Origin of the sequence: Streptomyces sp. HNM0574 (assembly GCF_012726235.1) — a bacterium.
GTDB lineage: Bacteria > Actinomycetota > Actinomycetes > Streptomycetales > Streptomycetaceae > Streptomyces.
In genome coordinates, this window is sequence record NZ_JAASAH010000009.1 from 121,608 (window position 1) to 147,400 (window position 25,793).

Sequence of the window (25,793 nt, forward strand, 5' to 3'; positions counted from 1 at the left end):
GCGAGACGGGCCGACCACGACCTGCCCGGCAACGGCGCCGGGGCCCCCGACCCGCCGGCCCGGACCGGCCGACCCGCGAAGAAGGACACCGTGACCACTACCGAGGCGCCCGACCGGGCGCCGACCTCCATGTCCAACCGGCAGATACTCCAGGCCATGTCCGGCCTGATGGCGGGCATGTTCGTCGCCATCCTCGCGGGCACGGTCGTGGCCAACGCGCTGCCGCGGATCATCGCCGACCTCGGGGCGAGCCAGTCCTCGTACACCTGGGTCGTCACCTCCGAGCTGCTGGCGATGACGGCCACCGTGCCGCTGTGGGGCAAGCTCTCCGACCTCTACAACAAGAAGCTGCTGCTGCAGCTGTCGCTGACGATGTTCGTCGTCGGCTCCCTCGTCGCCGGTTTCTCGCAGGGCGTCGGGCTGCTGATCTTCAGCCGCGTCGTGCAGGGCATCGGCGCGGGCGGTCTGACCGCGCTCGCGCAGGTCGTGATGGCCTCCGTCATCCCGCCCCGCAGGCTCGGCAAGTACGCGGGCATCTTCGGCGCCGTGTTCGCCGTCGGCACCGTCGCCGGACCGCTGGTCGGCGGCGTGCTGGTGGACACCTCGTGGCTGGGCTGGCGCTGGTGCTTCTTCATCGGCGTCCCGTTCGCGCTGCTCGCGATCGCGCTGCTGCAGCGGACGCTGAAGCTGCCCACCGTCCGGCGCGAGGTGAAGATCGACTACCTGGGCGCCTTCCTGATCGTCGCGGGCATCTGCGCACTGCTGATCTGGACCTCGCTGGCGGGCCACCAGTTCGACTGGGCCTCGTGGCAGACCGCGGCGCTGACCGGCGGCGGGGTGCTGCTGCTGGTCGCGGCGGTGTTCGTCGAGTCCCGCGCACCGGAGCCGGTGATCCCGCTGCGGATCTTCCGCAACCGGACGGTGACGCTGACGACGGTGGCCAGCCTGTTCGTCGGTGTCGCCATGTTCGGCGGCACGGTGTTCCTCTCCCAGTACTTCCAGGTCTCGCTCGGCAAGTCCCCGACCGTCGCCGGGCTGATGAGCCTGCCGATGATCCTCGGCCTGCTGCTGTCCTCGACCGTCGCGGGGCAGGTCATCAGCGCCACCGGCCGCTGGAAGGTCTACCTCGTCTCCGGCGCCGTCATCATGACGGCCGGGCTCTGCCTGCTGTCGACCATCGGCGCGGACACCGGGTTCGGACTGCTCAGCCTGTACATGGCCGTCCTCGGCGTCGGCGTCGGCATGCTGATGCAGAACCTGGTGCTCGCCGCGCAGAACGACGTCCCCGCGGCCGAACTCGGCGCCGCCACCTCCGTGTTGTCCTTCTTCCGCAGCATGGGCGGCACCATCGGCACCAGCGTGCTGGGCGCGATCCTGGCCAACCGGGTCGCGACCGAGATGTCCGCCGGCCTCGCGGAGATGCCGGGCGCCGGCGGCGCGGCGGCCGGTGCGGGGTCGTCCTCGGGCGAGGAGGCCGTGCCGGACATGTCCGCGCTGCCCGCACCGGTGAAGGAGGTCGTGCAGCAGGCGTACGGGACCGCCACGGCCGATCTCTTCCTGGTGGCCGCGCCGTTCGCCGCGCTCGCGCTGATCGCCGTGCTGTTCATCAAGGAGAAGCCGCTGAAGACCACCAGCGGCATGGAGCGCCTGGCCGAGGAGACCGAGCCGGCCCCCGCTCCCGACTCCCGCGCCACACCCGCCTCCTGAGCGGCACCCGCCCCGTGGGGGAGACGCGGCGCACGCGTCTCCCCCACCTCGCACGCACCGGACGTTCGCTGTCGGCACCCTGGACAACCCCCGTGGCTGTCCCTAGCTTTCGATCAGTTCCGCAAATGATCTGACCGTGCCGAACGAGGGTCGTGCGTGCCATGTATCAGCCGGATCTGTCCCCCGTCGCCGACAGCCTCGCGCTGTCCTCGCTCGTCGCGGCGCTGCCGCTGCTCACCCTGTTCCTGCTGCTGGGCGGGCTGCGGCTGAAGGCGCACTGGGCGGGACTCGCGGCGCTGGCCGTGTCCGTCGCCGTCGCCGTCCTCGCGTACGGGATGCCGCTGCGGTACGCGCTGCTGTCCGGCACCGAGGGCGCGGCCTTCGGCCTGATGCCCATCATGTGGATCGTGCTGGCGGCGCTGTGGGTGTACCGACTCACCGTCGTCAGCGGCTGGTTCGAGGACCTGCGCCGGGCCTTCGGCCTCGTCAGCGACGACCCGCGGGTCCAGGCCCTGATCATCGCCTTCTGCTTCGGCGCGCTGCTGGAGGCCCTCGCGGGTTTCGGCGCGCCGGTGGCCATCACCGGCGTGATGCTCATCGCGGTGGGCTTCTCGCCGGTCCGGGCCGCCGTCACCGTGCTCGTCGCGAACACCGCGCCCGTCGCCTTCGGCGCCATCGGGACCCCGATCATCACCGCGGGCAGCCTGACCCGCATCCCGTACGAGGAGATCGGCGCGTACGTGGGGCGGCAGACGCCGCTGCTGGCGCTGTTCGTGCCGCTGCTGCTGGTGGCGCTCGTCGACGGGGTGCGCGGCATCCGGCAGACGTGGCCGGTGGCGCTGGTGTGCGGCGCGGTGTTCGCGCTGGCGCAGTTCGTCAGCGCCAACTACGTCTCCGTCGAACTCACCGACATCATCGCCTCGTTGCTGGCCCTGGCCGCCGTCGTCGCCTTCCTCCGCGTCTGGAAGCCGCGCGAGAGCGCCCGGGTCCGCGACGCCCTGCGCACCGCGGCGGAGCGGGAACGCGGGGAGGGTGCGGAGGCGCCCGGGCGGCAGGACGCGGCGAACGCCCCGCTCGGCGCCCGGCGGGTGGGCATGGCGTTCCTGCCGTACCTGGTGGTCATCGCGGTGTTCTCGGTGGCCAAGCTGTGGACCCCGGTCAAGGAGGCGCTCGCCGCCAGCGACGTCGAGGTGCCCTGGCCCTGGCTCGACGGGCAGATCCTCACTGCCACCGGCGAGCCCTCGGGCACGACGCTGTACGTCCTCCCCTGGCTCTCCTCGCCCGGCTCGCTGCTGCTGCTGTGCGGGGTGGTGGTGGCGCTCTGCTACCGGACGGGCTTCGGCACCGCCGTGCGCGCCTTCCGGGACATGGTCGTCCAACTGCGCTGGGCCATGCTGACGGTGGCCTCCGTCCTCGCGCTCGCGTACGTGATGAACCTGTCCGGGCAGACCATCACCATCGGCACCTGGATCGCCGGTACGGGCGCCGCGTTCGCCTTCCTCTCCCCCATCCTCGGCTGGCTCGGCACCGCCGTCACCGGCTCCGACACCTCGGCCAACGCCCTGTTCGCCACGCTCCAGCAGACCGCCGCCGGGCGGGCGGGGCTCGACCCGTCGCTGCTGGTCGCGGCGAACACCTCGGGCGGCGTGGTGGGCAAGATGATCAGCCCGCAGAACCTCACCATCGCCGCGACGGCGGTGGGCCTCGTCGGGCGCGAGGCGGTGCTGTTCCGCAAGGCGGTGGCGTGGAGCGTGCTGCTCCTGCTGGCGGTCTGCGTCCTGGTCTACCTCCAGGCCCACGTCCTGGCCTGGATGCTGCCCTGAGCGGCGGTCACCCCCGGCACTCCGGGCGGGTGTTCAGATCTCCGTGACGAGGTCCGCCAGCGGCAGCCGTCCGGTGGGGATGGCCGACCTGCCCGTCGGCGCCGGGGCCGGGTGGCCGAGGGAGAGGGCCGTGCGGACCGTCCACGGGCGCGTCACCCGGCACAGCTCCCCGGCCCGGTCCGCGTTCCCGGCGGGGAAGAAGGAGGCCGGGCAGCTGCCGAGGCCGAGGAAGTGCGCGGCGAGCATCAGGTTCTGCGCGGCCCGGCCGGCGTCGAACTGGGCGTCCTCGCCGCCGGTGTCCTCGTCCGCGGCGAGCACGATCACCACCGGCGCGGCCGCGAGGTGCCCCGCGTACGCCCCCAGCCGCGAGAGCTCCTCCCGCACCCCGCGGTCCCGCACCACGACGAACCGCCACGGCTGCCGGTTACGGGCCGACCCCGTCCACCGCCCCGCTTCGAGCACGCGGTACAGATCCGCGTCACCGACCGGCTCGTCGGTGAACCAGCGCCGCGCCCGCAACGAGCTCAGCGCGGAGACGGGCGGGCGGGGCGGTACATCCATGCTGCGCTTCCTCGACTCACATACGACACGACGCGCGGTCGGACCCGGCACGCCGACGGGTCACGGTATCCAATCTGCGGCCGGGGTGCGGCCCGGAGCGCCTCGGGGTCACAGGGGGCGGACCATCAGTGTCGTGAGGGAGCGTCGTCCGCCGGTCGCATCTCTCCCAGCGGTACATAGCCCCAACTCCGGTACAGGTTCAGGGTCTTGACGTGGCTGCTGTCGGCCAGCAGCGTCGCCCGTTGCTCGCGGCGGTCCGCCAGCAGCGCTCCGTGCATCCGCCCTGCCTGCCCCTGTCCCCGCCAGGCAGGGCGGACCATGATCTCGCTGACGGCGAAGGTGCGGGTGCCGTCTTCCCAGGTGTCCTGCCCGGTCAGCCCGTCGATGCCACGCCACCAGCCGTTCTTCTGGAGCGGTGCGCCGTAGGCGAAGCCGGTCGGCTCGTCGCCGTCGTAGCCGATGACGCAGCACCATCCCTCCCGCGAGGACCAGTGGTCCACGAACCAGGTGAACCGCTCGCGGGCGTGGAAGGGGTCCTCTTCTCCGGCGTAGCAGTCGTCGTGGATGTCGAGGAGGAGTTGCCGGAGGCCGGGGCCGTCCTCGCGTCCGTACTGATGCAGGGCGACGGGCACGGTCGGACTCCGGTTCTCTGTCAGCTCAACGCGCGGGTCAGGCAGGCGAGTCGGGGCGATTCCGGGGACGGCTGCTGTGTGCCGATGTGCCGATACCCCCAGCCCTCGTACAGACGCTGAACCTTGCCCTTTCCGGCCACCGGGTTGACGAGCAGCGTTGCGTGCTGCTCATCCCGGCCCGCGAGCAACTCGTCATGGATACGGCGGGCAACGCCCTTGCCCCGCCACGGGACGACGACACCGATCTCCTTGACCGCCACAGCGGGCACGGCCGTGTACGCGTCCGGCACCGGACCGGCCATCCGCTTCCACCACCGGTCGTCGCCCTCCACCGTGTTGGCGTACGCGTAGCCGACCGGGCCATCCCCGGCGTAGGCGATCACAGCCTCCCAGCCGGGTTCGGCACCGTGGCGGTCGAGACGCTCGGCGAACGCCGCGGGCCGGTAGTTCGGAAGCTGCAGCAGCTCGGCCCGTACGTTCGCGTACAGGTCGACCAGAGTCTGCCGGGCGTCGGTGAGCGCATTGAAGCGCCGCAGTGTCACGGTCATGCCAGGGCCTCTCGCTCGTACTGTTTCCACTGCAGGGCATGGGAAGTGCGCGGTGCTTGCCGTTCCAACTCGATACCGAAGGCAGTGAGCATGTCGGCCACCCGGGGGTGCCGGACGCTGTCTGCGGGGATGCTCGTGGCGGTCGCCACAGCAGGTTCGACATCACCTTGTCCGAGCTGGGCACGGGCGAGGCGGGCGGTGGTGATGGCGAGGGAGCGGCGCATGTGCGGGCCCAGCCCGGCAAGGCTGCGGTGGGCCCGCGCCTCGGCCTCTTCCCAATTACCGAGCGACAGGTTCGCGGTCAACGCAAGGCTGTCCAGCTCGCATTGACCGAAGAAGGCCCGCAGCCACACCGGCCGCGGTGCGTTACCGTCAGCGCGGCCGAATGCGTCCTGCGCGGCCCCGAGGGAGCGCCGGACCCCCGTGCTGTCTCCGGCCATGCCCTGAATTGCGGCGTGACGGGCGTGGCCAAGAGAGGCATACGCGGGGTCGCGACGGGTGAGGGACAAGCGGCGGGCCACGTCGTTGGCAGCGAGGGCATCGGCGGGGCGATGCAGATGCCGGTAAAGACTGCCGGTGTGCGACCAGATGCGGAACTGGATCGGCTGATCACCGGACAGAGAGGCAAGGCTGGCTGCCTGTTCGTGGAGCCGCTGGGCGGCGTCGAAACGGCGGCCATCGATCGCGGCCCACATCGCGCTGGAAGTGAACGCCGCAGCCACCGCGTACAACTGGCCGCGCACGCGCTGACTGGCGCCTCCCACGCGCTGAAGCCGCATGGCCTCATCGGCGAGCCCCAGAGCATGGGCTTCGATGTCCCGCTTGCCGCCGTGCCGGTGATCGGAGGCGACGAGGTGAGCGAACCGCTGTTCAAGACGCTCGACGTCGGAGGTTCCGATTCTGCGGACCGTGACGGGCACCGGAGAAGTCGCGGCCGCACCAGCGGTCGTGGCTGCCGCCGCAGCGCTGATGAAACGTCGACGATGCACGGGCGCCTCCTCCGAGGGCGATGTCGAGGCACGCTGTCCACGGCCCCGTGGCACGAAACCTAAAGATGCGGCAGGAACGCCTGTAACCGTCTCCAGCGCCATACGGCTGACCGACTTGGGCCAGGTCACCCGTCCCGCCTTCCAGGCCCGGACGTCCGAGCCGTCCAAGCCGCCCACCTTCCCTGTGAGGTCTCCGACGGCCCGATTGACGGCTTCTGCCACGGAGTTGGAGCTGTGGCCATGGTCCCGCATCCATGCCTGCAACGCGAGGTTCCGCTTGGGGCTCATCACCACACCGTAGGACCGCCCCCACGAAGGCAGGTCAACAGAACACCAAATCCCCCTAGGTCACCTCGAGGAGACACCTCTGGATTCCCCTAACCCCACGTAGGTCACGAGGAGTTGTCTGTCCGTCACGCGGCCCGTCGAGCGTCTCCGTCGTGGGCGGCCCGCTTCCACAGACATCCCGAAAGGACTGCCGATGACCACCGCAGAACGGCCGCCACGCCCCTCGGGCGCCGCCACCCCCAGGAGCCGGGGAGCGGCCGTGCCCGCTGCCTCCCGCCTCGGCCGCCACCAGGCCCGCTACCCCGCCCGCGAGACCTCGGTCCGTGCCGCTCGCCGAGCCGTGGCGGGCGTGCTGCGGGACTGGGGCCTCCCCGGCACCGCCGTGACGGCCGAACAGGTCGTCTCCGAACTCGTCAGCAACGCCGTGCAGCACTCCGGAGCCACGACGGTCGGCGTCTCCGTCACCCGGATCAGCCCGGCACGCGTACGCCTCGTCGTCACCGACACCTCCCCGGTCCGCCCGCACACCGGAGCCCCGGAGGAGGACGACGAGCACGGGCGCGGGCTGTTGCTCGTCGGCGCGCTGGCCGTGTGCTGGGGCTGCGACCGCGTACCGGGCGGCAAGCGCGTGTGGGCCGAACTGTGCCTCGGGGGTGAGATGTGAGCGGCCGTCGCCCTCCAGTTATCGGAGACGCGCGGTGAACCTTCCCTGCGCATGAATCGGCGCGCTCGGTATGGACCTTCAGGCTGAACCCCATGAGGAGCACACCATGACCCCCACCGACACGACCCGGTAACGGCCCTCGGCGGCGAAGGGGCCGCCCAGGCGGAGCGGGACTTCGCCGCCGTGTACGCCGAGGTCTTCGCCGGGCCGCCGTACCACGAGAGCGGCGAGGAGATCGCCGCGGCCTTCCGTCGCTTCCGCTCCCAGGCCCGCAAAGCCAGCTTCCGCGGCGCGTTGGCACGTACCGGCGAGGGGGAGCCTGTCGGGATGGCGTTCGGCTATCCGCTCGGCGTCGACACGGGGTGGTGGGACCGGCTGACCGGCCCGGTGTCCGAGGAGATGAGGCGGGAGGACGGCCACCGGACGTTCGGTCTCATGGAGATGGCCGTACGCGCGCCCTGGCGGCGGCAGGGTGTAGCGCGGCGGCTGCATGAGGCGCTGCTCGCCGGTGGCCGGGAGGAGCGGGTGCTGCTCAACGTTCACCCGTCGAGTGAGGCCGCGCGGGCGGCCTACCGGTCGTGGGGGTACCGCAAGGTCGGCGAGGCGCGGCCCTGGGACGGTGCCGACGTGCATGACGTCCTGCTCATGCGGCTCCGTTGACCCGCGCGCAGGTCACTCCTTCACCGCCCCGCTCAGCATCCCCTCCAGGAAGCGGCGTTGGAGGAGGAGGTAGACGAGGACGACGGGGAGGGCGATGAGGAGGGAGGCGGCGGCGAGGAGGGCGGTGTCGGAGCTGTGCTGGCCCTGGAAGAAGGCGAGGCCGAGGGGGACGGTGCGGTGCGCCTCGTCGCTGACCATGACGAGGGCCATGAGGAACTCGTTCCAGGTCCACATGAAGACGATGACGACCATGGTGGAGATCGCGGGCCGGCCCATGGGGACGAGGACGCGCCACAGCGTCGTCCAGCTGCCCGCGCCGTCGATCCGCGCGGCCTCCGTCAGCGCGGGCGGGGTGGTGCGGAACCAGGTGCGCATCCAGAAGACGCCGAAGGCCAGGGACTGCGCGGTCTGCGGCAGGATCAGCCCCCAGTAGGTGTCGGTGAGGCCCCAGTACCGCTGGTCGAAGTAGAGCGGGACGACGAGGGATTCCTGCGGCAGCGTCAGCCCGATCACGAACAGGTAGAACAGGACGGTCGCGCCGGGGAAGCGCATCGTGCCGAACGCGTAGGCGGCCGGTACGGCGAGCAGCGTGGTGGCGGTGACGACGGCGGCGGCCACCAGGACGGAGTTGGCGAGGTAGCCGCCGAAGCGGCCGCGGGTCCACGCCTCGGTGAAGTTGGTGAGGTGCAGGCCGTCGGGCAGTGAGAAGCCGGTGTCCAGCGAGCCGGGGTCGCCGAAGGCGGTGGAGAGGATGCCGAGCACGGGGGTGAGCGCGATCACCGCGAACAGGCCCAGGATGCCGTAGGTGGCGGTGCGCTCCAGCCGTCCGGTGACCCCGCCCGCGCCCGCGCGCGGTGCCCGTGCCGTCATCGGTTACGTCCTTCCACGAGCCGGGAGACGGTGACCGTGAGCGCGAAGATCAGGATGGTCAGGCCGACGCCCATCGCGGACGCGGTGCCGACCTCGTTCGTCTCGAAGGCCCGGTGGTACACCTCGTACGCCGGGACGGAGGTGGCGTTGCCGGGGCCGCCGCTGGTGGTGATGTAGACGAGGTCGAAGTTGCGCAGGCCCGCGACGATGGTGAGGGTCAGTGCCACGGCGATCTCGGGGCGCAGCCCGGGCAGGGTGACGGCGAAGAACTCCCGTACCGCGCCCGCCCCGTCGAGCCGCGCCGCCTCGTACAGCTCGCGGGGGATGCGGCGGGTGCCGGAGAGGAACAGCACCAGGCAGAGGCCGGTGCCGACCCAGGTGCCGATCACGCCGACGGAGGGCAGCGCCCACGCGGGGTCGCCCAGCCAGGAGCGGGCCGCCCCGTCGAGGCCGAGGCCCCGCAGCACGTCGTTGAGCAGGCCGTCCGGCGCGAGCACGGACCGCCAGGCGACGCCGACGACGACCATCGCCAGCACCTGCGGCAGGAAGAACACCGTCCGGAAGAACGTGGCGCCGCGGACGGCGAAGCGGGAGAGGGAGGAGGCCAGCAGCAGCCCGATGAGGACGGGGAGCAGCGCGTAGAACAGCAGCAGCACCAGGGCGTGCAGGAAGGGGGCGCGCAGCTGCGGATCGGCCAGCAGGGCACGGTAGTTGTCGAGTCCGGCCCAGGTGGCGACGGTCAGCCCGTCCCAGTGCAGCAGGGAGAGCCAGACCGTCTGCCCGAAGGGGAACAGCAGGAACAGCCCGTACAGCGCCAGCGCCGGGAGGACGTAGAGGTAGCCGACGGCGCGCGGGCTGCCGGGGGCGCGGGCGGTCAACGGTTGCCCTCGCGCTGCTGGCGGCGGAAGGTGTCGACCTCGCGCTGGAGGCCGTCGGCGAAGCGGCCGGGGGTGATGCTCCCGTCGAGGACGCCCTGGAGGTCGGCGGCGAGCAGGTCGTAGAAGCCGGGGGTGGTGTAGTCGAGGTACGGGACGAGGCCGTCGGCCGCGCTGAGCCGCCGCCAGCCCTCGATCATCCGCCCGTCGGGGCTGTCCTCGGGCACCCGCTTCGCGGCCGCGCCGGGGACGGCGGGCAGCACGCCCTCCTCGGTCATCACGTCGGCCGCGTGTTCGCCGGTGAGGAAGTCCAGGTAGGCGGCGGCGACTTCGGGATGGCGGGACTTGGCGGTGACGGACCAGGCGAGGCCCTGGCCGCCGGTGGTCACGGGCGCCTCTCCCGCCTTGGCGGGCGGCGGCGGCATGAAGCCGAGCGCGTCGCCCATCGGCTTCTTCAGGTCGGCGAGCTGCCAGGTGCCGGTGACGAGGAAGGCGCCCTCGCCGTCCGCGAACCGTTTGGCCGCGTCGTCGTACCCGGTGCCGTTGGCGGCCTTGGGCAGGTAGCCGCGCCGGGTCCAGTCGGCGAGGGTGCGGGCCGCCTCGCGGACGGGCCGCTCGTCGAAGCCGTCGCCGCCGAGCACCGTCTCGCGGGCGTTCTCCGCGCCGCCGGCCTGGTTCTGGAGCACGCCGAAGGTGTGGATGGCCGGGTACTTGTCCAGGTTGCCGAACTGGACGGGGAGTTCGCCCGCCTTCTTGATCTCCGGCAGCGCCCCGGTGAACTCCCGCCAGGTCTCCGGGGGTTCGACGCCGGCCTTCCGCAGCACGTCCTTGTTGTAGTAGACGCCGATGTACTCGCCGGTCTGCGAGATGCCGTAGAGGCGCCCGGTGCCGAAGCGTTCGGCGTCGGCGGAGACCCGGTTGAGGTCGAGCAGGGTGCCGGGGTAGCGGGTGTTCCACTCGTAGATCCCGGCGTAGGTGTCGAGCGGGGTGAGCAGCCCGGCGCGGACGAAGGCGACCATGTCCGGGTAGCCCTGGTTGACCTGGACGACGTCGGGCGGGTTGTTGCCCGAGACGGCGAGCTTCAGCGTGGTCTTGAGGTCGTCGAAGCTGCGGGCGACGCGCTGGATGCGGACGTTGGGGTACTTCTTCTCGAACTCCGCGTTCAGCCGCTCGATCTCCGCGTTCTGCCCGCCGCGGATCTCCTGGTCCCACACCCGCAGCGTCACCTTCCCCGCCGTCGACGGCTCGGGCACGGCGGTCGCGTCCGGCCCCGCGGTCCCGGACCGGGCGGCGCCGGAGCCGTCGGTGCCGGGCACGCAGGCCGTCGCGAGCAGCAGGGCGCAGCAGGCGGCGGCGAAGGCCGCCGCGGGGCGCGCGCTCCGGGACGGGGGCCCGGTGCGGCGGGGTGAGCGGATCATCCTGGTCTCCTGTCAACAGCCGTGCGGGCGCGGCCGGTTGCCGCCTCGCGGGTCACCTCACGGCCGGCGGGTCAGGTCGCCCGGAAGCCGATCGTGGGGGTGGCCCGGCGGGGAGCGGCGGCGCGGGTGCCGGGCGGGAGCAGGTCGTCGAGGAAGCGGTAGCGGCGCATCACGTCCTCGCTCTGGCCGCCGCAGCGGGTGGCGTACTGCCACCAGGTCGCGATCTCCGTCCAGCCCGGCGCGGAGAGCGAGCCGCCGAAGTGCTGGACGGACAGGCCCGCGGTGAGGTTGGCGAAGGCCAGCCGGTCGGCGAGCGGCCAGCCGGCGAGGGTGCCGGTGGTGAACCCGGCGACGAACACGTCCCCGGCGCCCGTCGGGTCGAGGGCCTCGACGCGGAGCGCGGGCACCTCGGCGCTCTCGCCCGTGAGCTGGTCGACGGCGACGGCGCCGCCCGCGCCGTCCGTGACGACCGCGACGGGCACGAGTTCGGCGAGCGCGGCGACCGCGCGGCGGGGGCTGTCGGTGCGGGTGTAGTGCTGCGCCTCGGTGGCGTTGGGCAGGAAGGCGTGGCAGTGCGCGAGCCCGGCGAGGGTCTCCGGGTCCCAGTCGCCGGTGCCGTCCCAGCCGACGTCGGCGAAGATCCGGCTGCCCTCGGCGTGCGCGTCCCGTACCCAGTCCTCGGTGCCGCCCGGGGTGAGCGAGGTGAAGCAGGCCCGGGAGCGCGGGCGTCCGGCGACGCTCGGGCAGGGCGGGGGCGCGGCGTGGCCGTGCGAGACCATGGTGCGTTCGCCCTCGTACGCCATGGAGACCGTCACCGGGGAGTGCCAGCCGGGGGCGCGGTGCGAGGGGGTGAGGTCGATGCCCTCGTCGTCGGCGAGGGACTCCCAGCAGTAGTCGCCGTACACGTCGTCGCCGAAGGCGGCGGCGAGGGAGGTGCGCAGGCCGAGCCTGCGGAAGGCGGTGGCCATGTTGGCGACGCCGCCGGGGCTCGAACCCATGCCGCGCGCCCAGGACTCGGTGCCGCGCACGGGCGCGTGCCCGAGGCCGGTGAAGACGATGTCGAGGAAGACGGTGCCGGTGAGGAAGACGTCCTGCTCGGGGTCGCCGGGGCCGCGCAGCGCGGCCAGCGGGTCCGTGGCCGCGGCGGCCGATGCCTCCGCCGGCGCGGCGGATGCCGGTGGCGGGCTGCCGGTCGTGCTCACGTCTGCGTCCCTCCGCCGTCGTCCCGCCGCGGGTGCGGCCCGGTGTGTGTGCCTGTCGCTTCGCCGGGTGCCCCAACTCCCCTGCCGCGCGGGCGGGGTGGCCCCGTGACGGACACCTTGCAGCGGTCCGCGGGGAAGTGCAAGACCCCGCTCACTCTCGTGCAGAGTCGCTCATGCGCGCTACATTGCGGTCATGTTGCGCGAGAGCCGCCACGAGCAGTTGCTGCGCTTCCTCCGTGAGGAGAGCGTCCTTCACGTGACGGAGATAGCGCGGCGGCTGGCCGTCAGCGAGGCCACCGCCCGGCGCGATCTCGACGACCTGGGCAGGGCGGGCAGACTCACGCGCGTGTACGGCGGCGCCGTCGCCCGCGCCCCGGCGCCCGGCGGTCCGCAGCGGCCGGCACCGACGGGCCCCGCCGAGGCGGAGATCGAGGATCTCGCGGCGAAGGACGCCGTGGCCCGCGCCGCCGCCGCGCGGGTGCGCGACGGCGAGCTCGTCCTGCTCGACTACGGCACCACGGCGCTCCGCCTGGCCCGCCTGCTGCGCGGCCGGGACGTGACCGTCGCGACGGGCAACCTCGCGGTGTACGAGGAGCTGCGCGGCGAGGAGCGCACCGGGCTGATCCTGCTGGGCGGCCGGGTGCGCAGCGGCCGGGCGGGGGACGGGCGGGTGACGGGGCCGCTGACCGAGGGCCCGCTGACGGAGGCGGGCCTGGGCCAGCTGTACGCCGACCGGCTGTTCCTCGGCGCGAGCGGAATCCTGCCGGACGGCCGGGTGCTGACGGGGCGGGAGGCCGATGTGCCGGTCAAGCAGGCGCTGTTGGCCTCGGCCCGGCAGGTGGTGCTGCTGGCGACGGCGCGGAAGCTGCCGGGCAGCGGGACGGCGCGGGTGTGCGGTCCCGGGGAGATCGATGTACTGGTGACGGGTTCCGGGCCGGACCCGGACGCGCTCGCGGGGTTCCGCGAGTCCGCCGTCGAGATCGTGGAGGTCGTGGACGCATGAGGCTGACCGTGCTGGGCGGGGGCGGATTCCGGGTGCCGCTGGTGCACCGGGCGCTGCTGGAGGACACCGGCGGCCCCTCGGGCGAGGGGCGCTGCACCGAACTCGTGCTGTACGACACCGACGCGGCCCGGCTGGCCGCGATCCGGGCCGTCCTGGCCCGGCAGGCGGAGCGGCACCGGGGCCCGGCCCCGGCGGTGCGCGCGACGACGGACCTGGACGAGGCGCTGCGCGGCGCCGACTTCGTCTTCTCCGCGATCCGCGTCGGCGGCCTGGAGGCCCGCGCCAGGGACGAGCGGATTCCGCTGGCCGAGGGGCTGCTGGGCCAGGAGACGGTGGGCGCGGGCGGGGTGCTGTACGGGCTGCGGACGCTGCCGGTGGCGGTGCACATCGCGGAGCGGGTGGCGGCGGTCGCGCCGGACGCGTGGGTCATCAACTTCACCAATCCGGCGGGCATGGTGACCGAGGCGATGGGCCGGGTGCTGCGGGCGCACGGGCTCGGGGAGCGGGTGATCGGCATCTGCGACTCCCCCGTCGGCCTGTGCCGCCGGGCGGCCCGCGCGGCGGGCGCCGACCCGGACCGCGCCGCGTACGACTACGTGGGCCTCAACCACCTGGGCTGGCTGCGCCGTCTCGTCGTGGACGGGAAGGACGTGCTGCCGGGGCTGCTGGCCGACCGGGAGCGGCTGGAGTCCTTCGAGGAGGGGAAGCTGTTCGGCGCCGACTGGCTGCGCTCGCTGGGCGCGCTGCCCAACGAGTACCTGCACTACTACTACTTCCACCGGGAGACGGTGGCGGCGGTGCGGGAGGCGAAGGCCACCCGGGGCGAGTTCCTCCGCGAGCAGCAGGCCCGCTTCTACGCGGAGCTGGGCACGCCCGAAGCCGCGGGTGCGGTGGACGCGTTCGAGGTCTGGGACCGTACCCGGCTGGAGCGCGAGGAGACGTACATGGCGGAGAGCCGGGAGGCCACCGGCGGCTGGCAGCGGGACAGCTGCGATCTGGAGGGCGGCGGCTACGACCGGGTGGCGCTCGCGCTGATGCGGGCCATCGCGCGCGACGAGCGCACCACGCTGATCCTCAACGTGCCCAACCGGACGGCCGTTCCGGGCCTGGACGAGGAGGCGGTCGTCGAGGTGCCCTGCCTGGTCGACGCCTCGGGCGCGCGCCCGCTGGCGACCGGCGCCGTGGCCCCGGACCAGCTCGGGCTGATGCTGACGCTCAAGTCCGTGGAGCGCGCGGCGATCGAGGCCGCGGCGGACGGCTCCCGCACGGCCGCCGTCCGCGCCCTCGCCCTGCACCCGCTGGTGGACTCGGTACGGGTGGCCGAGCGGGTGCTGGACGCGGCCGGCGGGCTGTGAGGTGACGGGCGCGGCGCGGGGTTCAACTCCGCGCCGCCGCCCGCCCGTTGAGCCCTTCGGTCAGCCCCGGGCGAAGAGGTTCGCGAGGGGCTCGCCGGAGGCGTAGCGCCGCACCTGGTCGACGACGAGGCGCTCGGCGTGCGGCCGGAACGCGTCCGAACCGCCCGCCACGTGCGGGGTGATCAGGACGCCGGGGGCCGAGCGGAGGGGGTGGGCGGCGGGCAGCGGCTCGGGGTCGGTGACGTCGAGCGCGGCGCGCAGCCGGCCGTTCCCGGTCTCGGCGAGCAGCGCCTCGGTGTCGAGGGTGCGGCCCCGTCCGACGTTGACGACGAGCGCGCCGTCCGGCAGCGCCGCCAGCTCCGCCGCGCCCAACAGGCCGACGGTGCCCGGGTTCTCGGGCAGCACCAGCACCACGACGTCGACGCCGGGCAGCAGTTCGGGCAGCGCGGCGACGGGGTGCACGTCCTCCTCGGGCCGTGCCCTGCGGGCGACCCGGACGACCTCGGCCTCGCAGGCCAGCAGCCTGCGCTCCAGCGCCGCACCGATCGAGCCGTGGCCCACGATCGCGACGCGGCAGTCGGCGAGCGAGCGGGTGAAGTGCGGTTCCCAGCGGCCCGCGTGCTGGTCGGCGACCCAGCGGGGCAGGTCGCGCTGGGCGGCGAGGATCAGGCCGAGGGCGTGCTCGGCGGTGCTGGCGTCGTGCAGCCCGCGGCCGTTGTGCAGGCTCACGCCCTCGGGGAGCAGCGGCAGCAGCTTCTCCACCCCCGCGCTGAGCGACTGCGCGGCGCGGAGCCCGGGGAGCCGGGGCAGCAGCGCCTCGGCGCCCGGCACGGCGTACGGCAACACCCAGAACCCGACCCGGTCCAGGGCCTCCTGGGGCAGGCCGGGCCCGTCGCCGCCGCCGTCCCAGACGTGTACGCGGATGCCCTCGGGCCAGGGGCCGTGCCGGGTGTCGAGCCCGGCCCAGGGGACGAGGACGTCCGGGGCGCCGGTGGCGGCGGGGGTGTCATGCATGGGGGTGCCTCTCACTCGTCTCGGTCGCCCCGTGTGCCGCGGGGGGGGCGGGGTCGTGCTGGTGCGCGGGTGTGGGATCGGCCACGGAGCACTCCATTGACCGGCTGGTCATGCACTCGTAACGTCTTCCCGCCCAGTGAAACACTTTCCATCTCACGGAAAAAAGGGGGTCCGGGAATGACAGCGGCGTCAGCCTCCCGTCCCGGCGGGGGCTTCTGGTCCTCCGCCCGCGCCCGGCACTTGATGCCGGTCGCGTTCGTCACGTACTCGCTCGCGTACCTCGACAAGTCGAACTACTCGATCGCCTCGGCGGGCGGCATGGCCGAGGAGCTGAACCTCTCGGCGGGCCTCGACTCCCTCATCGCGGCCTCGTTCTTCCTCGGGTACTTCCTCTTCCAGATCCCCGGCACCATCTACGCGGAGCAGCGCAGCGCCCGCCGGCTGATCGCCTGGTCCACCGTCGCCTGGGGCCTGCTCGCCGTCCTCCAGGGCCTGTTGAGCAGCCCGGGGCAGCTGATCGCGGTGCGCTTCGCGCTGGGTGTGGTCGAGGGCGCGGTGCTGCCCTCGCTGGTGATGCTGCTGAGCCGCTGGTTCACCAAGGGCGAGCGCGGACGGGCCAACACCCTGCTCATCCTGGGCAATCCGATCACCGTGATGTGGCTGTCCGCGGTCTCGGGCTGGCTGGTCTCGGTGTCCGACTGGCGGATGATGTTCGTCGTCGAGGGCGCGCCCTCGGTGGTCTGGGGCCTGCTGTGCCTGCGCGTCATCAAGGACCGCCCGGCGGAGGCCCGCTGGCTCCCCCGCGCCGAACACGAGGCGCTGCGCACGCGGCTGGCCGCCGAGGAGCGCCCGGCCGCGACGGGCGACGGGGACACCACCGCCGAGCAGTACCGCAGGGTGCTGCGCTCCCGGCCGGTGCTGCTGCTCGCGGCCCAGTACTTCTTCTGGTCGTTCGGCATGTACGGCTTCGTCTTCTGGCTGCCCGCGATCGTCAAGAAGGGCTCGGGCGAGGGCATCGGCGCCACGGGCCTGATCTCCGCCGTCCCCTACGCCTTCGCCGTCCTGGCGATGCTGCTCAACTCCCGGATCTCCGACCGCACCGGCAGCCGCCGCGCCGCCGTGTGGCCGTGGCTCGCGGCGGGCGGGCTCGCGCTGTTCGGCTCGTACGCGGCCGGCACCAACTTCCCGCTCGCGCTCGCCCTGCTCGTCGTCGCGGGCCTGTGCATGTACGCGCCGTACGGGCCGTACTTCGCGCTCGTCTCGGAGCTCGCCCCCGCGGGTGTGTCCGGCGCGGCCGTCGCGCTGGTCAACTCGCTCGGCGCGCTGGGCTCGTTCGCGGGCACGTACCTCGTCGGCTGGGTGCGCGGCACCGAGCTCGGGGACGCGGGCGCCTTCGCTTTCATGGCCGTGTGCACCCTGGTCTCGGCGGCGCTGATGCTCACCGTGCGCGAACCGCAGGGGGACGCCGCCGCGACCGGTACGGTGAACGACGGCGGAGCCCGTCCCGGCGCCTCGCCCCCGGAACCCGCCGCCGCGCCGAACGGCGGCAACTCCCCCGCGCCGCAAGGAGATTCCACAGGTGAGCCAGCCCCCCGGTGACGACATGCTCGGCCGCGGCCTGCGGCTGCTGACCGTCCTCGCGGGGCAGCCCTCGGGGCTCGGCGTGAGCGCCGTGGCGCGCGCGGCGGGGCTGCCGGTGAGCAGCGCGCACCGGCTGCTCGGGCGGCTCGCCGCCGAGGGCTTCGTCGCCTACGACGAGGACGCGCGGCGGTACGCGCTGGGCGTGCGGGTGCTGGAGCTCTCGCGCGGCTTCCAGCGCTCCTCCGCCGGATACTCCGCCGCGGCGGGCCCCGTCCAGCGGCTCGCGGCCCGTACCGGACTGCCCGTGCTCACCGGGATTCTGGACGGCGGGGACGTGCTGCTGGTGCTCACCGCCGAGGGCACCCAGCACATCCAGCTGCGCAGCGCCGAGGGCACCCGCAACCGCTGGCACGCGACGTCGATGGGCAAGGTGCTGGTCGCCGGGCTGCCCGAGCGGGAGCGCGAGGCGCTGCTCGCGGGCGCGCTGCCGGCGGTCACCGCCAGGACGGTGACGGACCCGGAGGCGCTGCGCGCCGAGCTCGACGGGGTGCGGGAGCGGGGCTGGGCCGAGGTCGACGAGGAGAACGAGACGGGCGTGCGCTCCGTCGCCGTTGCCGTGCCGGACCCGGACGGGCTGCGCGGCGGGGCGCCGATGACGGTCTCCCTCGGGGCCACCGTGCTGCTGACCGACGCGGACGAACTGCGCGCCCACGTCCCCGCGTTGCACGCCTGCGCCGAGGAGATCGCGGCCCGGATGCGCTGAGACGCCTGCGGCCCGTGTGCGCCGGGCGCACACGGGCCGCGGCCCCGGCCGGGCCCCGGCAGGCTGCCGGGGCCCGTCCCGCTCACTCCGGCGGGGTGGGGGTGCTGTCGTTGCGGTGCATGGCCTGCACGTCCATCTCCAGCTTCACCGTCGGACCGACGACGGCGATGCCGCGCGCCAGCATGGTCCGCCAGTTGAGGGTGTAGTCCTCACGGTGGAGCTCGGTGGTGGAGCGTGCGGCACAGCGCAGCTCCTCGCCGTACCCGCCGTTCACGGCGCCCAGGTAGGTCGTGTCCAGGTTCACCGTCCGGCTGACGCCGTGCAGGGTGAGCGTCCCCTGGATCGTCCACTTGGTGCCCGACTTGTGCACCATCTTGTTGCTGGCGAAGTGCAGGTACGGGTAGCGCTCGACGTCCAGGAAGTCGGCCGAACGCAGGTGGTTGTCACGGGTCTTGTTGCCCGTGGTGAGGCTCGCGGCCTCGATGCTGATCTCGACGTAGCTGTCCTCCATCCGCTCCGCGACGCGTATCCCGCCGTCGAAACGGGTGAACCTGCCGTGCACGTTGGCCATGCCGACGTGCCGCGCCACGAACCGGATGGCCGTGTGCGGCGGGTCGAACAGCCAGATGCCGGGCTGCGGCAGCTCGGGCATCTGGCCCGAGGTCATGTGGATGCGTTCCGGCGCGGGCCGGGTGCCCGCGACGACCTCGATGGTGCGGTGGGCGGGCTGAAGGCCCTCCACCGTGACCATCACCGCGTAGTTCCCGTACGGCAGCGCGGCCGTGGCCAGCCCGTACGGGTCCGTGACGGTCTTCAGCATGCGGCGGCCGGTCTCGCTGGAGGTCAGCGTGATGTCGGCGTTCGGCAGTGGCTGGCCGAGGGGATCGACTATCTGGAGAACGGCGAATCCGGCTTCGTCGGGGAGACCGGCGACCTGACCGCCCGCGACGCCGTCCTTCGGCCTTCTCCTGAGAAGGGTCCCTAGGCCCATACTTAGCCCTTCTTCCTTGCTGTGGTGGTGACATGTTGCGGTGTGGGGGGTGGAGCCCGTGAGGGGCCGACGTTGATCGTACGGATGCCTCTCCGGCCCCTGCGCACCCGGTGGTTGAAACTTGGTACTCCTGGGTATTACGCGGCGCACAATCCGGCCACAGACGGCCGGAAGGGCACGTCGGACCAGCCGCGACGGCAATCTCCGGCGCCCGGGAGCACCGAAAAGGGCGCCGAAGGCGGAGAATTGCGGGAAAAGCCGAAAAGGGCCGGACTTGCGGAGGGAAAAGGCTGCCGCGTCCAGAACGGCGAGAAGCGAGAGAACAGCCGGATCGACGGAGAATCCGGAAACGTCCGATTTCCGTCCGGTCCCGCGAATCCCCCGGGCGCCGCGCGCACTTCGGCACCGGCGGCCCCCGTCACGGCATGAGGCCGCCGAGGCGCCCTTCCAGCAGGACGAGCAATTCGCCCAGCCCGTCGGAGAGTTCGTCCCGGCGCCCGGCGTCCAGCCCGGACAGCAGCACGGCCTCGTACCGCAGCTGTTCGGGCAGCAGCCGGTCGATCAGCGCCTGCCCCTCGTCCGTCAGGGAGAGATGGGCGACGCGGCGGTCCCGGTCGTCGGGGCGGCGGGCCAGCAGCCCGCGCCGCTCCAGTTCCTTGACGCGCTTGGTGACGGCGGCGCCGGAGGCGAAGGTCTCACGGGCGATGCGTCCCGGCGTCAGCTCGCGGCCCGTCCGGCGCAGGGTGCCCAGGATGTCGAACTCGGGGCGGGTGAGGCCCTCTTCGGTGAGCGGCGCGTCGGCGGCCTGCTGGAGCAGCGCCGCGCACCGGTTGATCCGGCCGATGACGGCCATCGGCCCGGTGTCCAGGCCGGGGTGCACCCGCTGCCACTGCCGCAGCACCCCCGCGACGGCGTCCTCGGGCGGCGCCCCGGCCGCCTCGCGCCCGTCCGTCGCCCCGGTTCCGGGCCGTTGCTGCCCGGCGTCTGCGGCCACGCTGCCTCTCCTCTCGACCGACGCGCACATTCTGCCAGGGCACAGGCCCCCGGCCGCCGCTCGCCTCAGGCCGCCGGCACCGGCGGGGTCAGCCGGCGCACCAGGCGGGCCAGGTCGATGTGGCCCTCCCGTTCGGCGCGGGCGAGGCGCTCCTCGGGCAGCTCCCGCTGCCACCACTCACCGGCGGCGACGTCGGCCGCCTCCCGCAGTTCGACGAGCGCGACCGCGAGCCGGTCCCGTATCCGGCCCTCCTCGTCCCCGCCGTACGCGGCGCCGGGAGCGAGCGCCGCGGCCACCTCGGCGCGGGCCTCCTCGACGCGGTCCAGCGCGCGGTCGATGCGGTGCGCGGCCCGCCGGTTGGTGACGGCGAGGCAGCACAGCAGGCCGACGACGGCGCCGATGACGGTGTCGACCCAGCGGTCGTGCACGAGCTGCCCCGCGGGCGTACGGCCGCCGAACTCGCTGAGCAGCAGCGCCATCGGCGTCACGCACACACTCCCCAGCCAGTAGTTGCGACTGATGAACGCCTCGGCGCCGATCTGGAGCAGCAGGACGAGCAGGACCATCGCGAGCGGCCCCGCCTGGATGACCGGCAGCAGCAGCGTGAAGAGCAGCACCCCGAGCAGGTTCCCCAGCGTGCGCTGCACGGCCCGCTGCCAGGTGAGCGTGGTGTTGGCCTGGAAGACGGACGCGGCGGTGACCACGGCCCAGTACGGGTGGCCCACGCCGAGCGCCATCGACGCCCAGCCCGCGAGCGCGCACCCCGCGGCCACCCGCACCCCGACGGGCAGCAGCGGCGACCCCGGCCCGAGCCGCTCCAGCACGCCCCGCACCCCGCCGCGCGCCCCGGCCGCGGGGCGGCGCGGCACGTACGGCCCGTGCTCCCCGCCGGTCACCGCGCGTTCGGCGGCGAGGCCCGCGAGTTCGCCCGCCCCGTCCGCGTCGAGCGCGACCGCGGGGAGCGGCCCGCCGCCGCGCAGCTCCCGGGCCCACGCGGCACAGCGTCCGGCCTCCCGCGCCGCACCGGCCGTCGTCCCGTGGGGGGCCGCGAGCGCCGACTCGGCGCGGACGAGGAGGCTTTCGAGCCGGAGGAGGTCGGCCGCGCGCCGGGGTGTGCGCGCGGACACCTGGGACAGCGTGTGCCAGGCCGCGTTCACCGCTGCGGCGGCGCCGTGCCGTGCGGGTCCGGGGGCGGCGCCTGCCGGGGACTCGGCCCGGAGCAGGGCGGCCGCGGCCTCCAACGCGCGGGCGGTGGCGATGCGTTCGGGGCCCTGCGGGCGGACGAGCCCCGGCGCCATGCACACCAGCCAGGCGAGGACGCCGCCGCCGAGCGCGAGCAGGACGTGGAGGGGGATGTCACCGGGGCGCTGCGGCACGAAGAAGGCGGAGGCGGCGATGAAGGTGAGCACCACGTTGGCGGGCGGCCCGATGCGGGTCGCGTCGCAGACCATCTTGTGTACGGCGGCGACCAGCGAGGCCAGCAGCACCAGCACGGCGGCCGAGTCGACGTACGCGGCGGCGAGCAGTGCCACGGCGAGCCCGCCGACCATGCCGAGCACCACCCAGGCGACGGCGCGGGCCCGGGCCCGGTAGGGCAGGCCGTGCGCGTACAGGGCGCACATGCCGCCGGCCGAGGTGTACATGATCAGGTCGAGGCGGCCGAGGGCGAGCAGCAGGAGGTCGGGGATCGCGAGGGCGACGACGGCGCTGAAGGCGTGCTTGTGCCAGATGTCGAGCGGGCGGCGCAGCCGCACCGTGCTCCGCAGCGGCAGCGGCCGGACGTGCTGGACGGATCTGGCGTGCTTCCCCATGCCCATGAGATTAACAGTTGTTTTACTCGTAAAAGGCTTCCGCGGTGCCCCCTCCCCCGTGCCCCTCCTCACACCCCGCCGGAACGCGGCCGGCCGCCGCACCCTCGGGATGCGGCGGCCGGGAGACGGAGAGGACGGAGCGGGTCAGGCGCCCGCCGTGGTCCGCGCACGGGAGGCGCGCGGGTCGAGCCGGAAGTCCTGGCGTACGGGGTGCCCCTCGCGTACCCGGACGCGGGAGACGGCTGCGAGCCGGTCCGGGGCGCTGGCGATGACGTTCACGAAGCGGTCGGGCAGGCCGGCCGCCGCGTACTCGCCGTTGGCGTCGGTCATCGCGCGGACCAGCTCGCTGCCCTGCGTACCCGTCACGGTGATCGCCACCCCGCTCAGCGGCTCCCCGTCCGCGCCGGTGACGCGGCCGGTCAGCGAGGGGTCGCCCTGGCCGAGCCGGTGCCCGTGCGGGCGGACGGCACTGGGCTCCGGGAGCTCGAACGTCGGGTCCTCGACGGGCGGTTCGGCGAGCTCGCCCGCCTCCTCGCGCGCCGCCGCGCGCCGCTCGCGCCACGCCCCCAGCGCCAGCAGCACGACGCCCACGCAGACCCAGGCGCAGAGCACCAGCACGTGCCGGACGACGTCGACGCCGTCGAAGTAGAAGAGCCCGCGCAGCGCCTCGATGAGGTTGCCCATCGGCATGACCGGGTGCAGCGCACGGAAGAAGCCGGGCACCATCTGCACCGGGATCGCGCCGCCGCTGGACGGCATCGACAGCAGGACGAACAGGCCCATCGCGACGCCGGGGAAGAACTGCTTGCAGAAGGGCACCAGGCCGTACGAGGTCAGTGCCACCGCCTGGGTCATCAGGAACAGGAAGAGGATGGCCAGCGGCTCGTTCGGCACCACGTCCATCGCCAGGCCGACGAGGTAGGCGACGCAGCTGATCACCGCCCCGGCCGCGACCAGCGTGACGGTCTTGTCCCGCCGGCTGAAGTTGGTGGCCCGCAGCAGCATCATCACCATCACGTAGCTGGGGATGGTGCACGCGAGGACGAGGTAGAACAGCCCCGTACCCATGCCGTCGCCGGGCGCCGTGGGCGCCAGGTCGTGCATCTGGATCTTCGCGCCGCTCTGCTGCGCGACCGAGGTGAAGGTCTTCTGCAGCACCGACTCCAGCGAGTAGCCGTCGGCCTTCGCGACGTAGAGATCGTGCGCGCCGGGGCCCGGCACGTAGGCGGCGCTGGCCTCGCGGTCGGTCACCGCGTCCCGGGCCGCCTCGGCGCTGGGGACCTCCTCGATGTCGAAGGCGCCGGGGCTCTTCGCGTCCAGCGCCTGCTGCAGCTCGGCGGCCGCCGGTGCGGTGACCGCGACCTCGACGTGGTGCGGCGTCGGGTTGTGGAACGGCAGCAGGTAGCAGACGAGGAAGCCGGTGAAGAAGAACGCGGGGAACCAGAGCGTGGACGCCAGGGTGCGCACCGTCTGCCCGACGGTCCGCCGCTCCGCACCGGCCGCCGCCTCAGCTCCGGACGCGGTGTCCGTCTGCTCTTCCGCCATGTACGAGCCCTTCTCGGTCACTTCCGGCCCCGGGGTCGCCGGCGGCACGGATATGGATGGCACGGTCAATATTTAGTGAGGCTAACAGAAGCTTGCAGTCGTGCAAAAATGCACTACTGTAAGGACTTGGCAAAGTGGCCGCCCGGCAGCGGCCGCGCGGTGAACGGACCGGGGAGAGCGATGACCGACGGGGCGAGCCTCCGGGAGCGGAAGAAGCTGGAGACGCGCACGGCCCTGACCCGCGCCGCCGTACGGCTCTACCTCCGCGACGGCCCCTCCGCCGTCACCGTGCAGGAGATCTGCGAGGCCGCCGGCGTCTCGCCGCGGACCTTCTTCAACTACTTCGACACCAAGGACGACGCGGTCTTCGACTGGGACCACCGGCTCACCCACCAGCTGCTGGAGGAGTTCGCGGCCCGCCCCGCCGACGAGCACCCGCTGACCTCGCTGCACCGCGCCGTCGAGGCCACCCTTCCCGGCATGGTCGACGACCCCGACTGGCACGCGCGCGGCAAGCTCATGCGCGCCCACCCCGAGCTCGTCCCGAAGCTCATGCACAACAACCGGCGCATGGAGGAGGCCCTCGTGCAGGCCGCCGCCGCGCGCGCCGGGCTCCCCGAGGACGCCCTGCACCCCCGGCTCGTCGCGGGCACCGGGCTCGTCGCCCTGCGCACGGCGCTGCGCGGCTGGGACCCGCAGTCCGGCACCCGGGCACTCCTGGACCGGGTCGACGAGACGTTCACCGCCCTCGCCACCGGCCTCCCCGCCCCGGCCTGAGCCGGCGCCCGCCCCGGCAGGGGCCCTCTTTACGCCCGTTGATCACGCTTCTACAGTCGCCCTCCGAGCTCGTCGCGCGGCAGGTGCGGCGGGTACGGCGGGGGCAGCGTCGACGAGGAGGGGCACATGGCCGGACAGGGGAACGGCACGGCGGGCCCGGCACCGGCGTTCGTCGTCGGGACGGGGCGCAGCGGCTCGACGGCGCTCTCGCGGGTGCTGCGGGCGCACCCCCAAGTCCTCAGCCTGAACGAGCTGTTCGCCTGCATGCCGGGCGAGGCGCTGCGCGGGCCCGCGCTCGGCGGCCCGGAGTTCTGGCGGTTCCTGCGCGAGCCCAACGCGCTCTTCGACAGCATGATCCGCAGCGGGGCCCCGCTCCCCGAGTTCCTCTACAACCGGCTGACCGGCACCCGGTACTCGGCGCACACCACCGGCATCCCGGCCCTGAGCCTGATGACCCTCCCGCACCTCACCGACGAACCCGACGCGCTGCTCGACGCGTTGGAGCCCGTCGTCACCGCCTGGCCCGTGCGGCCGCCCGCGGCCCACTGGGCGGCGCTCTTCGCCGAGCTGGCCGACCGGCTCGGCGGCCGCCGCGTCGCCGTCGAACGCTCCGGATACTCCCTCGGCCGGGTCGCGACGCTGCACGCCGCCTTCCCCGAGGCCCGGTTCGTGCACCTGTACCGGGACGGTCCCGACTGTGCGCTGTCGATGAGCCGGCACCCGGGCTACCGGATGATCGCCCTCCAGCGGGACATCCTCGCCCGCTGCGGCCTCGACTCGCCGTCCGAGCTGACGCCGGAGCACGTCGCCGGGCTCCCCGAGGACCTGGCCGCGCTGCTGCGGCCCGAGTTCGACCCGGCGCTGGTACTGGAGAGGCCCATGCCCGTCGCGGAGTTCGGGGCGCTCTGGTCGGAGCTGGTCGCCGAGGGCACCGAGGCGCTCCGCGCCGTCCCGGCCCCGCTGCGCACCGGTCTCGGCTACGAGCGGCTGCTGGAGTCCCCGCACGACGAACTCGCGCGCCTGGCCGTGTTCGTGGGCGTCGACCCCGTACCCCAGTGGCTGGAGGCCGGGGCCGACCACCTCGACGGGACCGGGCGCCGGGGCTCGGCGCTCCGCCTCGACCCGGCCGAGCTGGAGCTGCTCCGGGAACGCTGCGCCCCGGGCGTCCGGGCCCTCGCGGTGGCCTGAACTCCCGGGCCCGCGCGGGGGGGGTTCAGCCCCGGCGGGCCGCCTCGGTCTGTTCGCGCAGGATGTCGCCGTGGCCGGCGTGGCGGGCCAGTTCCTGGATCATCAGCAGGTAGATCCAGCGGAGGCTGACGGCGCCGAAGTCCGGGTGCTCCCGGGTGGCGTCGAGGCCGACGCCGGCGGCGATCGCCCGGGCCCGGTCGCCGGCGCGCTCGAACTCGGCGAGCACCTCGGCCACCGTCTCCCCGTCACCGACGAGGAAGCTGTCCTCGCCCACCATCGGGCCGTCGCACTCGGCCTCCGGCAGCCCGCCCAGGATGTGCTGGAACCACTTCCGCTCCGCGAACGCGGCGTGCTTGAGCAGCGCGACCGGCGTCGTCAGGGACGGGACGAGGCGCCGGCGGGCCTCCGTCTCGGACAGGCCGCGCACCGTGGCGGCCAGTTCGGCCCGCTGGTGGTCGAGCAGGTACTCCAGCAGCTCGCGCTCGGAGCCTTCGGTGCGGTGTGTCGGGTCGTTCATCGCGTGCGGTCCTCTCG

General features: G+C 73.5%; 24 protein-coding genes. 10 read left to right on the forward strand and 14 right to left on the reverse strand.

All coding sequences use genetic code 11. The features are described 5' to 3' along the window. Positions 1–90 precede the first annotated feature (90 nt). Entirely contained in the window at positions 91–1,707 is a 1,617-nt protein-coding gene (locus tag HCC30_RS17190) for an MDR family MFS transporter (RefSeq protein WP_169443444.1), read from the forward strand. Positions 1,708–1,868: 161 nt separating this feature from the next. Next, positions 1,869–3,530 (forward strand): L-lactate permease, encoded by a 1,662-nt coding sequence (locus HCC30_RS17195; protein WP_169443445.1) that lies wholly within the window; start codon positions 1,869–1,871, stop codon positions 3,528–3,530. A 33-nt stretch (positions 3,531–3,563) separates the two neighbouring features. On the opposite strand, the gene HCC30_RS17200 is transcribed toward HCC30_RS17195, so the two are convergent. The 4 genes from HCC30_RS17200 to HCC30_RS17215 all read right to left on the reverse strand — a co-directional run bounded on the left by HCC30_RS17200 (position 3,564) and on the right by HCC30_RS17215 (position 6,548). Continuing rightward, on the reverse strand, positions 3,564–4,091 hold the full coding sequence (locus HCC30_RS17200) for a nitroreductase family protein (RefSeq protein WP_169443446.1): 528 nt from the start codon (positions 4,089–4,091) through the stop codon (positions 3,564–3,566). Positions 4,092–4,216: 125 nt separating this feature from the next. Further along, positions 4,217–4,723, reverse strand: a complete 507-nt coding sequence (locus tag HCC30_RS17205; RefSeq protein WP_169443447.1) for a GNAT family N-acetyltransferase — start codon at positions 4,721–4,723, stop codon at positions 4,217–4,219. A 20-nt stretch (positions 4,724–4,743) separates the two neighbouring features. After that, a complete protein-coding gene (locus HCC30_RS17210; protein WP_169443448.1) occupies positions 4,744–5,271 on the reverse strand; it encodes a GNAT family N-acetyltransferase in 528 nt (175 codons plus the stop codon). Further along, complete coding sequence (locus HCC30_RS17215; RefSeq protein WP_169443449.1) at positions 5,268–6,548, reverse strand: XRE family transcriptional regulator; 1,281 nt, start codon at positions 6,546–6,548, stop codon at positions 5,268–5,270. The genes HCC30_RS17210 and HCC30_RS17215 overlap by 4 nt, the downstream gene beginning before the upstream one ends. A gap of 193 nt (positions 6,549–6,741) precedes the next feature. Here HCC30_RS17215 and HCC30_RS17220 point away from each other — a divergent pair, with 193 nt between their 5' ends. Continuing rightward, positions 6,742–7,212, forward strand: a complete 471-nt coding sequence (locus HCC30_RS17220; protein WP_169443450.1) for an ATP-binding protein — start codon at positions 6,742–6,744, stop codon at positions 7,210–7,212. 183 nt (positions 7,213–7,395) lie between these two features. Beyond that, positions 7,396–7,872 (forward strand): GNAT family N-acetyltransferase, encoded by a 477-nt coding sequence (locus HCC30_RS17225; RefSeq protein ID WP_169443451.1) that lies wholly within the window; start codon positions 7,396–7,398, stop codon positions 7,870–7,872. Between the two features lie 12 nt (positions 7,873–7,884). Here the strand turns inward: HCC30_RS17225 and HCC30_RS17230 are convergent, their stop codons facing one another. From HCC30_RS17230 to HCC30_RS17245, 4 genes are all read right to left on the reverse strand, one after another. Then, on the reverse strand, positions 7,885–8,742 hold the full coding sequence (locus tag HCC30_RS17230; RefSeq protein WP_169443452.1) for a carbohydrate ABC transporter permease: 858 nt from the start codon (positions 8,740–8,742) through the stop codon (positions 7,885–7,887). Next, positions 8,739–9,620: a sugar ABC transporter permease gene (locus tag HCC30_RS17235; RefSeq protein WP_169443453.1), complete on the reverse strand. Its 882-nt coding sequence runs from the start codon at positions 9,618–9,620 to the stop codon at positions 8,739–8,741. Before HCC30_RS17235 ends, HCC30_RS17230 begins: the two co-directional genes overlap by 4 nt. Then, positions 9,617–11,035: an extracellular solute-binding protein gene (locus HCC30_RS17240; protein WP_169443454.1), complete on the reverse strand. Its 1,419-nt coding sequence runs from the start codon at positions 11,033–11,035 to the stop codon at positions 9,617–9,619. The genes HCC30_RS17235 and HCC30_RS17240 overlap by 4 nt, the downstream gene beginning before the upstream one ends. Positions 11,036–11,106: 71 nt before the next feature. Beyond that, entirely contained in the window at positions 11,107–12,162 is a 1,056-nt protein-coding gene (locus tag HCC30_RS17245; RefSeq protein WP_206323963.1) for a PfkB family carbohydrate kinase, read from the reverse strand. A gap of 268 nt (positions 12,163–12,430) precedes the next feature. Between HCC30_RS17245 and HCC30_RS17250 the strand changes: the two genes are divergently transcribed. Both HCC30_RS17250 and HCC30_RS17255 read left to right on the forward strand, forming a co-directional pair. Beyond that, positions 12,431–13,240: a DeoR/GlpR family DNA-binding transcription regulator gene (locus tag HCC30_RS17250; protein WP_169443456.1), complete on the forward strand. Its 810-nt coding sequence runs from the start codon at positions 12,431–12,433 to the stop codon at positions 13,238–13,240. Continuing rightward, on the forward strand, positions 13,237–14,595 hold the full coding sequence (locus HCC30_RS17255; protein ID WP_169443457.1) for a 6-phospho-beta-glucosidase: 1,359 nt from the start codon (positions 13,237–13,239) through the stop codon (positions 14,593–14,595). Before HCC30_RS17250 ends, HCC30_RS17255 begins: the two co-directional genes overlap by 4 nt. Positions 14,596–14,655: 60 nt before the next feature. On the opposite strand, the gene HCC30_RS17260 is transcribed toward HCC30_RS17255, so the two are convergent. Beyond that, on the reverse strand, positions 14,656–15,609 hold the full coding sequence (locus HCC30_RS17260) for a 2-hydroxyacid dehydrogenase (RefSeq protein ID WP_169443458.1): 954 nt from the start codon (positions 15,607–15,609) through the stop codon (positions 14,656–14,658). A 177-nt stretch (positions 15,610–15,786) separates the two neighbouring features. Between HCC30_RS17260 and HCC30_RS17265 the strand changes: the two genes are divergently transcribed. Both HCC30_RS17265 and HCC30_RS17270 read left to right on the forward strand, forming a co-directional pair. Then, positions 15,787–17,208, forward strand: a complete 1,422-nt coding sequence (locus HCC30_RS17265; RefSeq protein WP_169443459.1) for an MFS transporter — start codon at positions 15,787–15,789, stop codon at positions 17,206–17,208. Next, positions 17,189–17,953: an IclR family transcriptional regulator gene (locus HCC30_RS17270; protein WP_346776668.1), complete on the forward strand. Its 765-nt coding sequence runs from the start codon at positions 17,189–17,191 to the stop codon at positions 17,951–17,953. The genes HCC30_RS17265 and HCC30_RS17270 overlap by 20 nt, the downstream gene beginning before the upstream one ends. Positions 17,954–18,035: 82 nt before the next feature. On the opposite strand, the gene HCC30_RS17275 is transcribed toward HCC30_RS17270, so the two are convergent. The 4 genes from HCC30_RS17275 to HCC30_RS17290 form a co-directional block, all read right to left on the reverse strand. Further along, entirely contained in the window at positions 18,036–18,944 is a 909-nt protein-coding gene (locus HCC30_RS17275) for a YceI family protein (protein ID WP_169443460.1), read from the reverse strand. Between the two features lie 418 nt (positions 18,945–19,362). Beyond that, on the reverse strand, positions 19,363–19,845 hold the full coding sequence (locus HCC30_RS17280) for a MarR family transcriptional regulator (RefSeq protein ID WP_346776672.1): 483 nt from the start codon (positions 19,843–19,845) through the stop codon (positions 19,363–19,365). 158 nt (positions 19,846–20,003) lie between these two features. Then, positions 20,004–21,749, reverse strand: a complete 1,746-nt coding sequence (locus tag HCC30_RS17285; RefSeq protein ID WP_206323937.1) for an FUSC family protein — start codon at positions 21,747–21,749, stop codon at positions 20,004–20,006. A gap of 144 nt (positions 21,750–21,893) precedes the next feature. Further along, a complete protein-coding gene (locus HCC30_RS17290) occupies positions 21,894–23,294 on the reverse strand; it encodes an ABC transporter permease (RefSeq protein WP_169443463.1) in 1,401 nt (466 codons plus the stop codon). A gap of 180 nt (positions 23,295–23,474) precedes the next feature. On the opposite strand from HCC30_RS17290, the gene HCC30_RS17295 reads away from it, so the two are divergent. Beyond that, complete coding sequence (locus HCC30_RS17295; RefSeq protein ID WP_169443464.1) at positions 23,475–24,071, forward strand: TetR/AcrR family transcriptional regulator; 597 nt, start codon at positions 23,475–23,477, stop codon at positions 24,069–24,071. Positions 24,072–24,197: 126 nt separating this feature from the next. Next, entirely contained in the window at positions 24,198–25,259 is a 1,062-nt protein-coding gene (locus HCC30_RS17300) for a sulfotransferase (protein WP_169443465.1), read from the forward strand. A gap of 25 nt (positions 25,260–25,284) precedes the next feature. Here the strand turns inward: HCC30_RS17300 and HCC30_RS17305 are convergent, their stop codons facing one another. Next, positions 25,285–25,776: a DinB family protein gene (locus tag HCC30_RS17305; protein ID WP_169443466.1), complete on the reverse strand. Its 492-nt coding sequence runs from the start codon at positions 25,774–25,776 to the stop codon at positions 25,285–25,287. Positions 25,777–25,793 lie beyond the last annotated feature (17 nt).

Coding starts and splice junctions, on each gene's coding strand:
- HCC30_RS17210 (WP_169443448.1), bottom strand. CDS start 5,271: ATGACCGTGACACTGCGGCGCTTCAATGCGCTCACCGACGCCCGGCAG.
- HCC30_RS17285 (WP_206323937.1), bottom strand. CDS start 21,749: ATGGGGAAGCACGCCAGATCCGTCCAGCACGTCCGGCCGCTGCCGCTG.
- HCC30_RS17250 (WP_169443456.1), top strand. CDS start 12,431: ATGTTGCGCGAGAGCCGCCACGAGCAGTTGCTGCGCTTCCTCCGTGAG.
- HCC30_RS17290 (WP_169443463.1), bottom strand. CDS start 23,294: ATGGCGGAAGAGCAGACGGACACCGCGTCCGGAGCTGAGGCGGCGGCC.
- HCC30_RS17195 (WP_169443445.1), top strand. CDS start 1,869: ATGTATCAGCCGGATCTGTCCCCCGTCGCCGACAGCCTCGCGCTGTCC.
- HCC30_RS17305 (WP_169443466.1), bottom strand. CDS start 25,776: ATGAACGACCCGACACACCGCACCGAAGGCTCCGAGCGCGAGCTGCTG.
- HCC30_RS17260 (WP_169443458.1), bottom strand. CDS start 15,609: ATGCATGACACCCCCGCCGCCACCGGCGCCCCGGACGTCCTCGTCCCC.
- HCC30_RS17220 (WP_169443450.1), top strand. CDS start 6,742: ATGACCACCGCAGAACGGCCGCCACGCCCCTCGGGCGCCGCCACCCCC.
- HCC30_RS17215 (WP_169443449.1), bottom strand. CDS start 6,548: ATGAGCCCCAAGCGGAACCTCGCGTTGCAGGCATGGATGCGGGACCAT.
- HCC30_RS17295 (WP_169443464.1), top strand. CDS start 23,475: ATGACCGACGGGGCGAGCCTCCGGGAGCGGAAGAAGCTGGAGACGCGC.
- HCC30_RS17200 (WP_169443446.1), bottom strand. CDS start 4,091: ATGGATGTACCGCCCCGCCCGCCCGTCTCCGCGCTGAGCTCGTTGCGG.
- HCC30_RS17240 (WP_169443454.1), bottom strand. CDS start 11,035: ATGATCCGCTCACCCCGCCGCACCGGGCCCCCGTCCCGGAGCGCGCGC.
- HCC30_RS17275 (WP_169443460.1), bottom strand. CDS start 18,944: ATGGGCCTAGGGACCCTTCTCAGGAGAAGGCCGAAGGACGGCGTCGCG.
- HCC30_RS17255 (WP_169443457.1), top strand. CDS start 13,237: ATGAGGCTGACCGTGCTGGGCGGGGGCGGATTCCGGGTGCCGCTGGTG.
- HCC30_RS17300 (WP_169443465.1), top strand. CDS start 24,198: ATGGCCGGACAGGGGAACGGCACGGCGGGCCCGGCACCGGCGTTCGTC.
- HCC30_RS17265 (WP_169443459.1), top strand. CDS start 15,787: ATGACAGCGGCGTCAGCCTCCCGTCCCGGCGGGGGCTTCTGGTCCTCC.
- HCC30_RS17230 (WP_169443452.1), bottom strand. CDS start 8,742: ATGACGGCACGGGCACCGCGCGCGGGCGCGGGCGGGGTCACCGGACGG.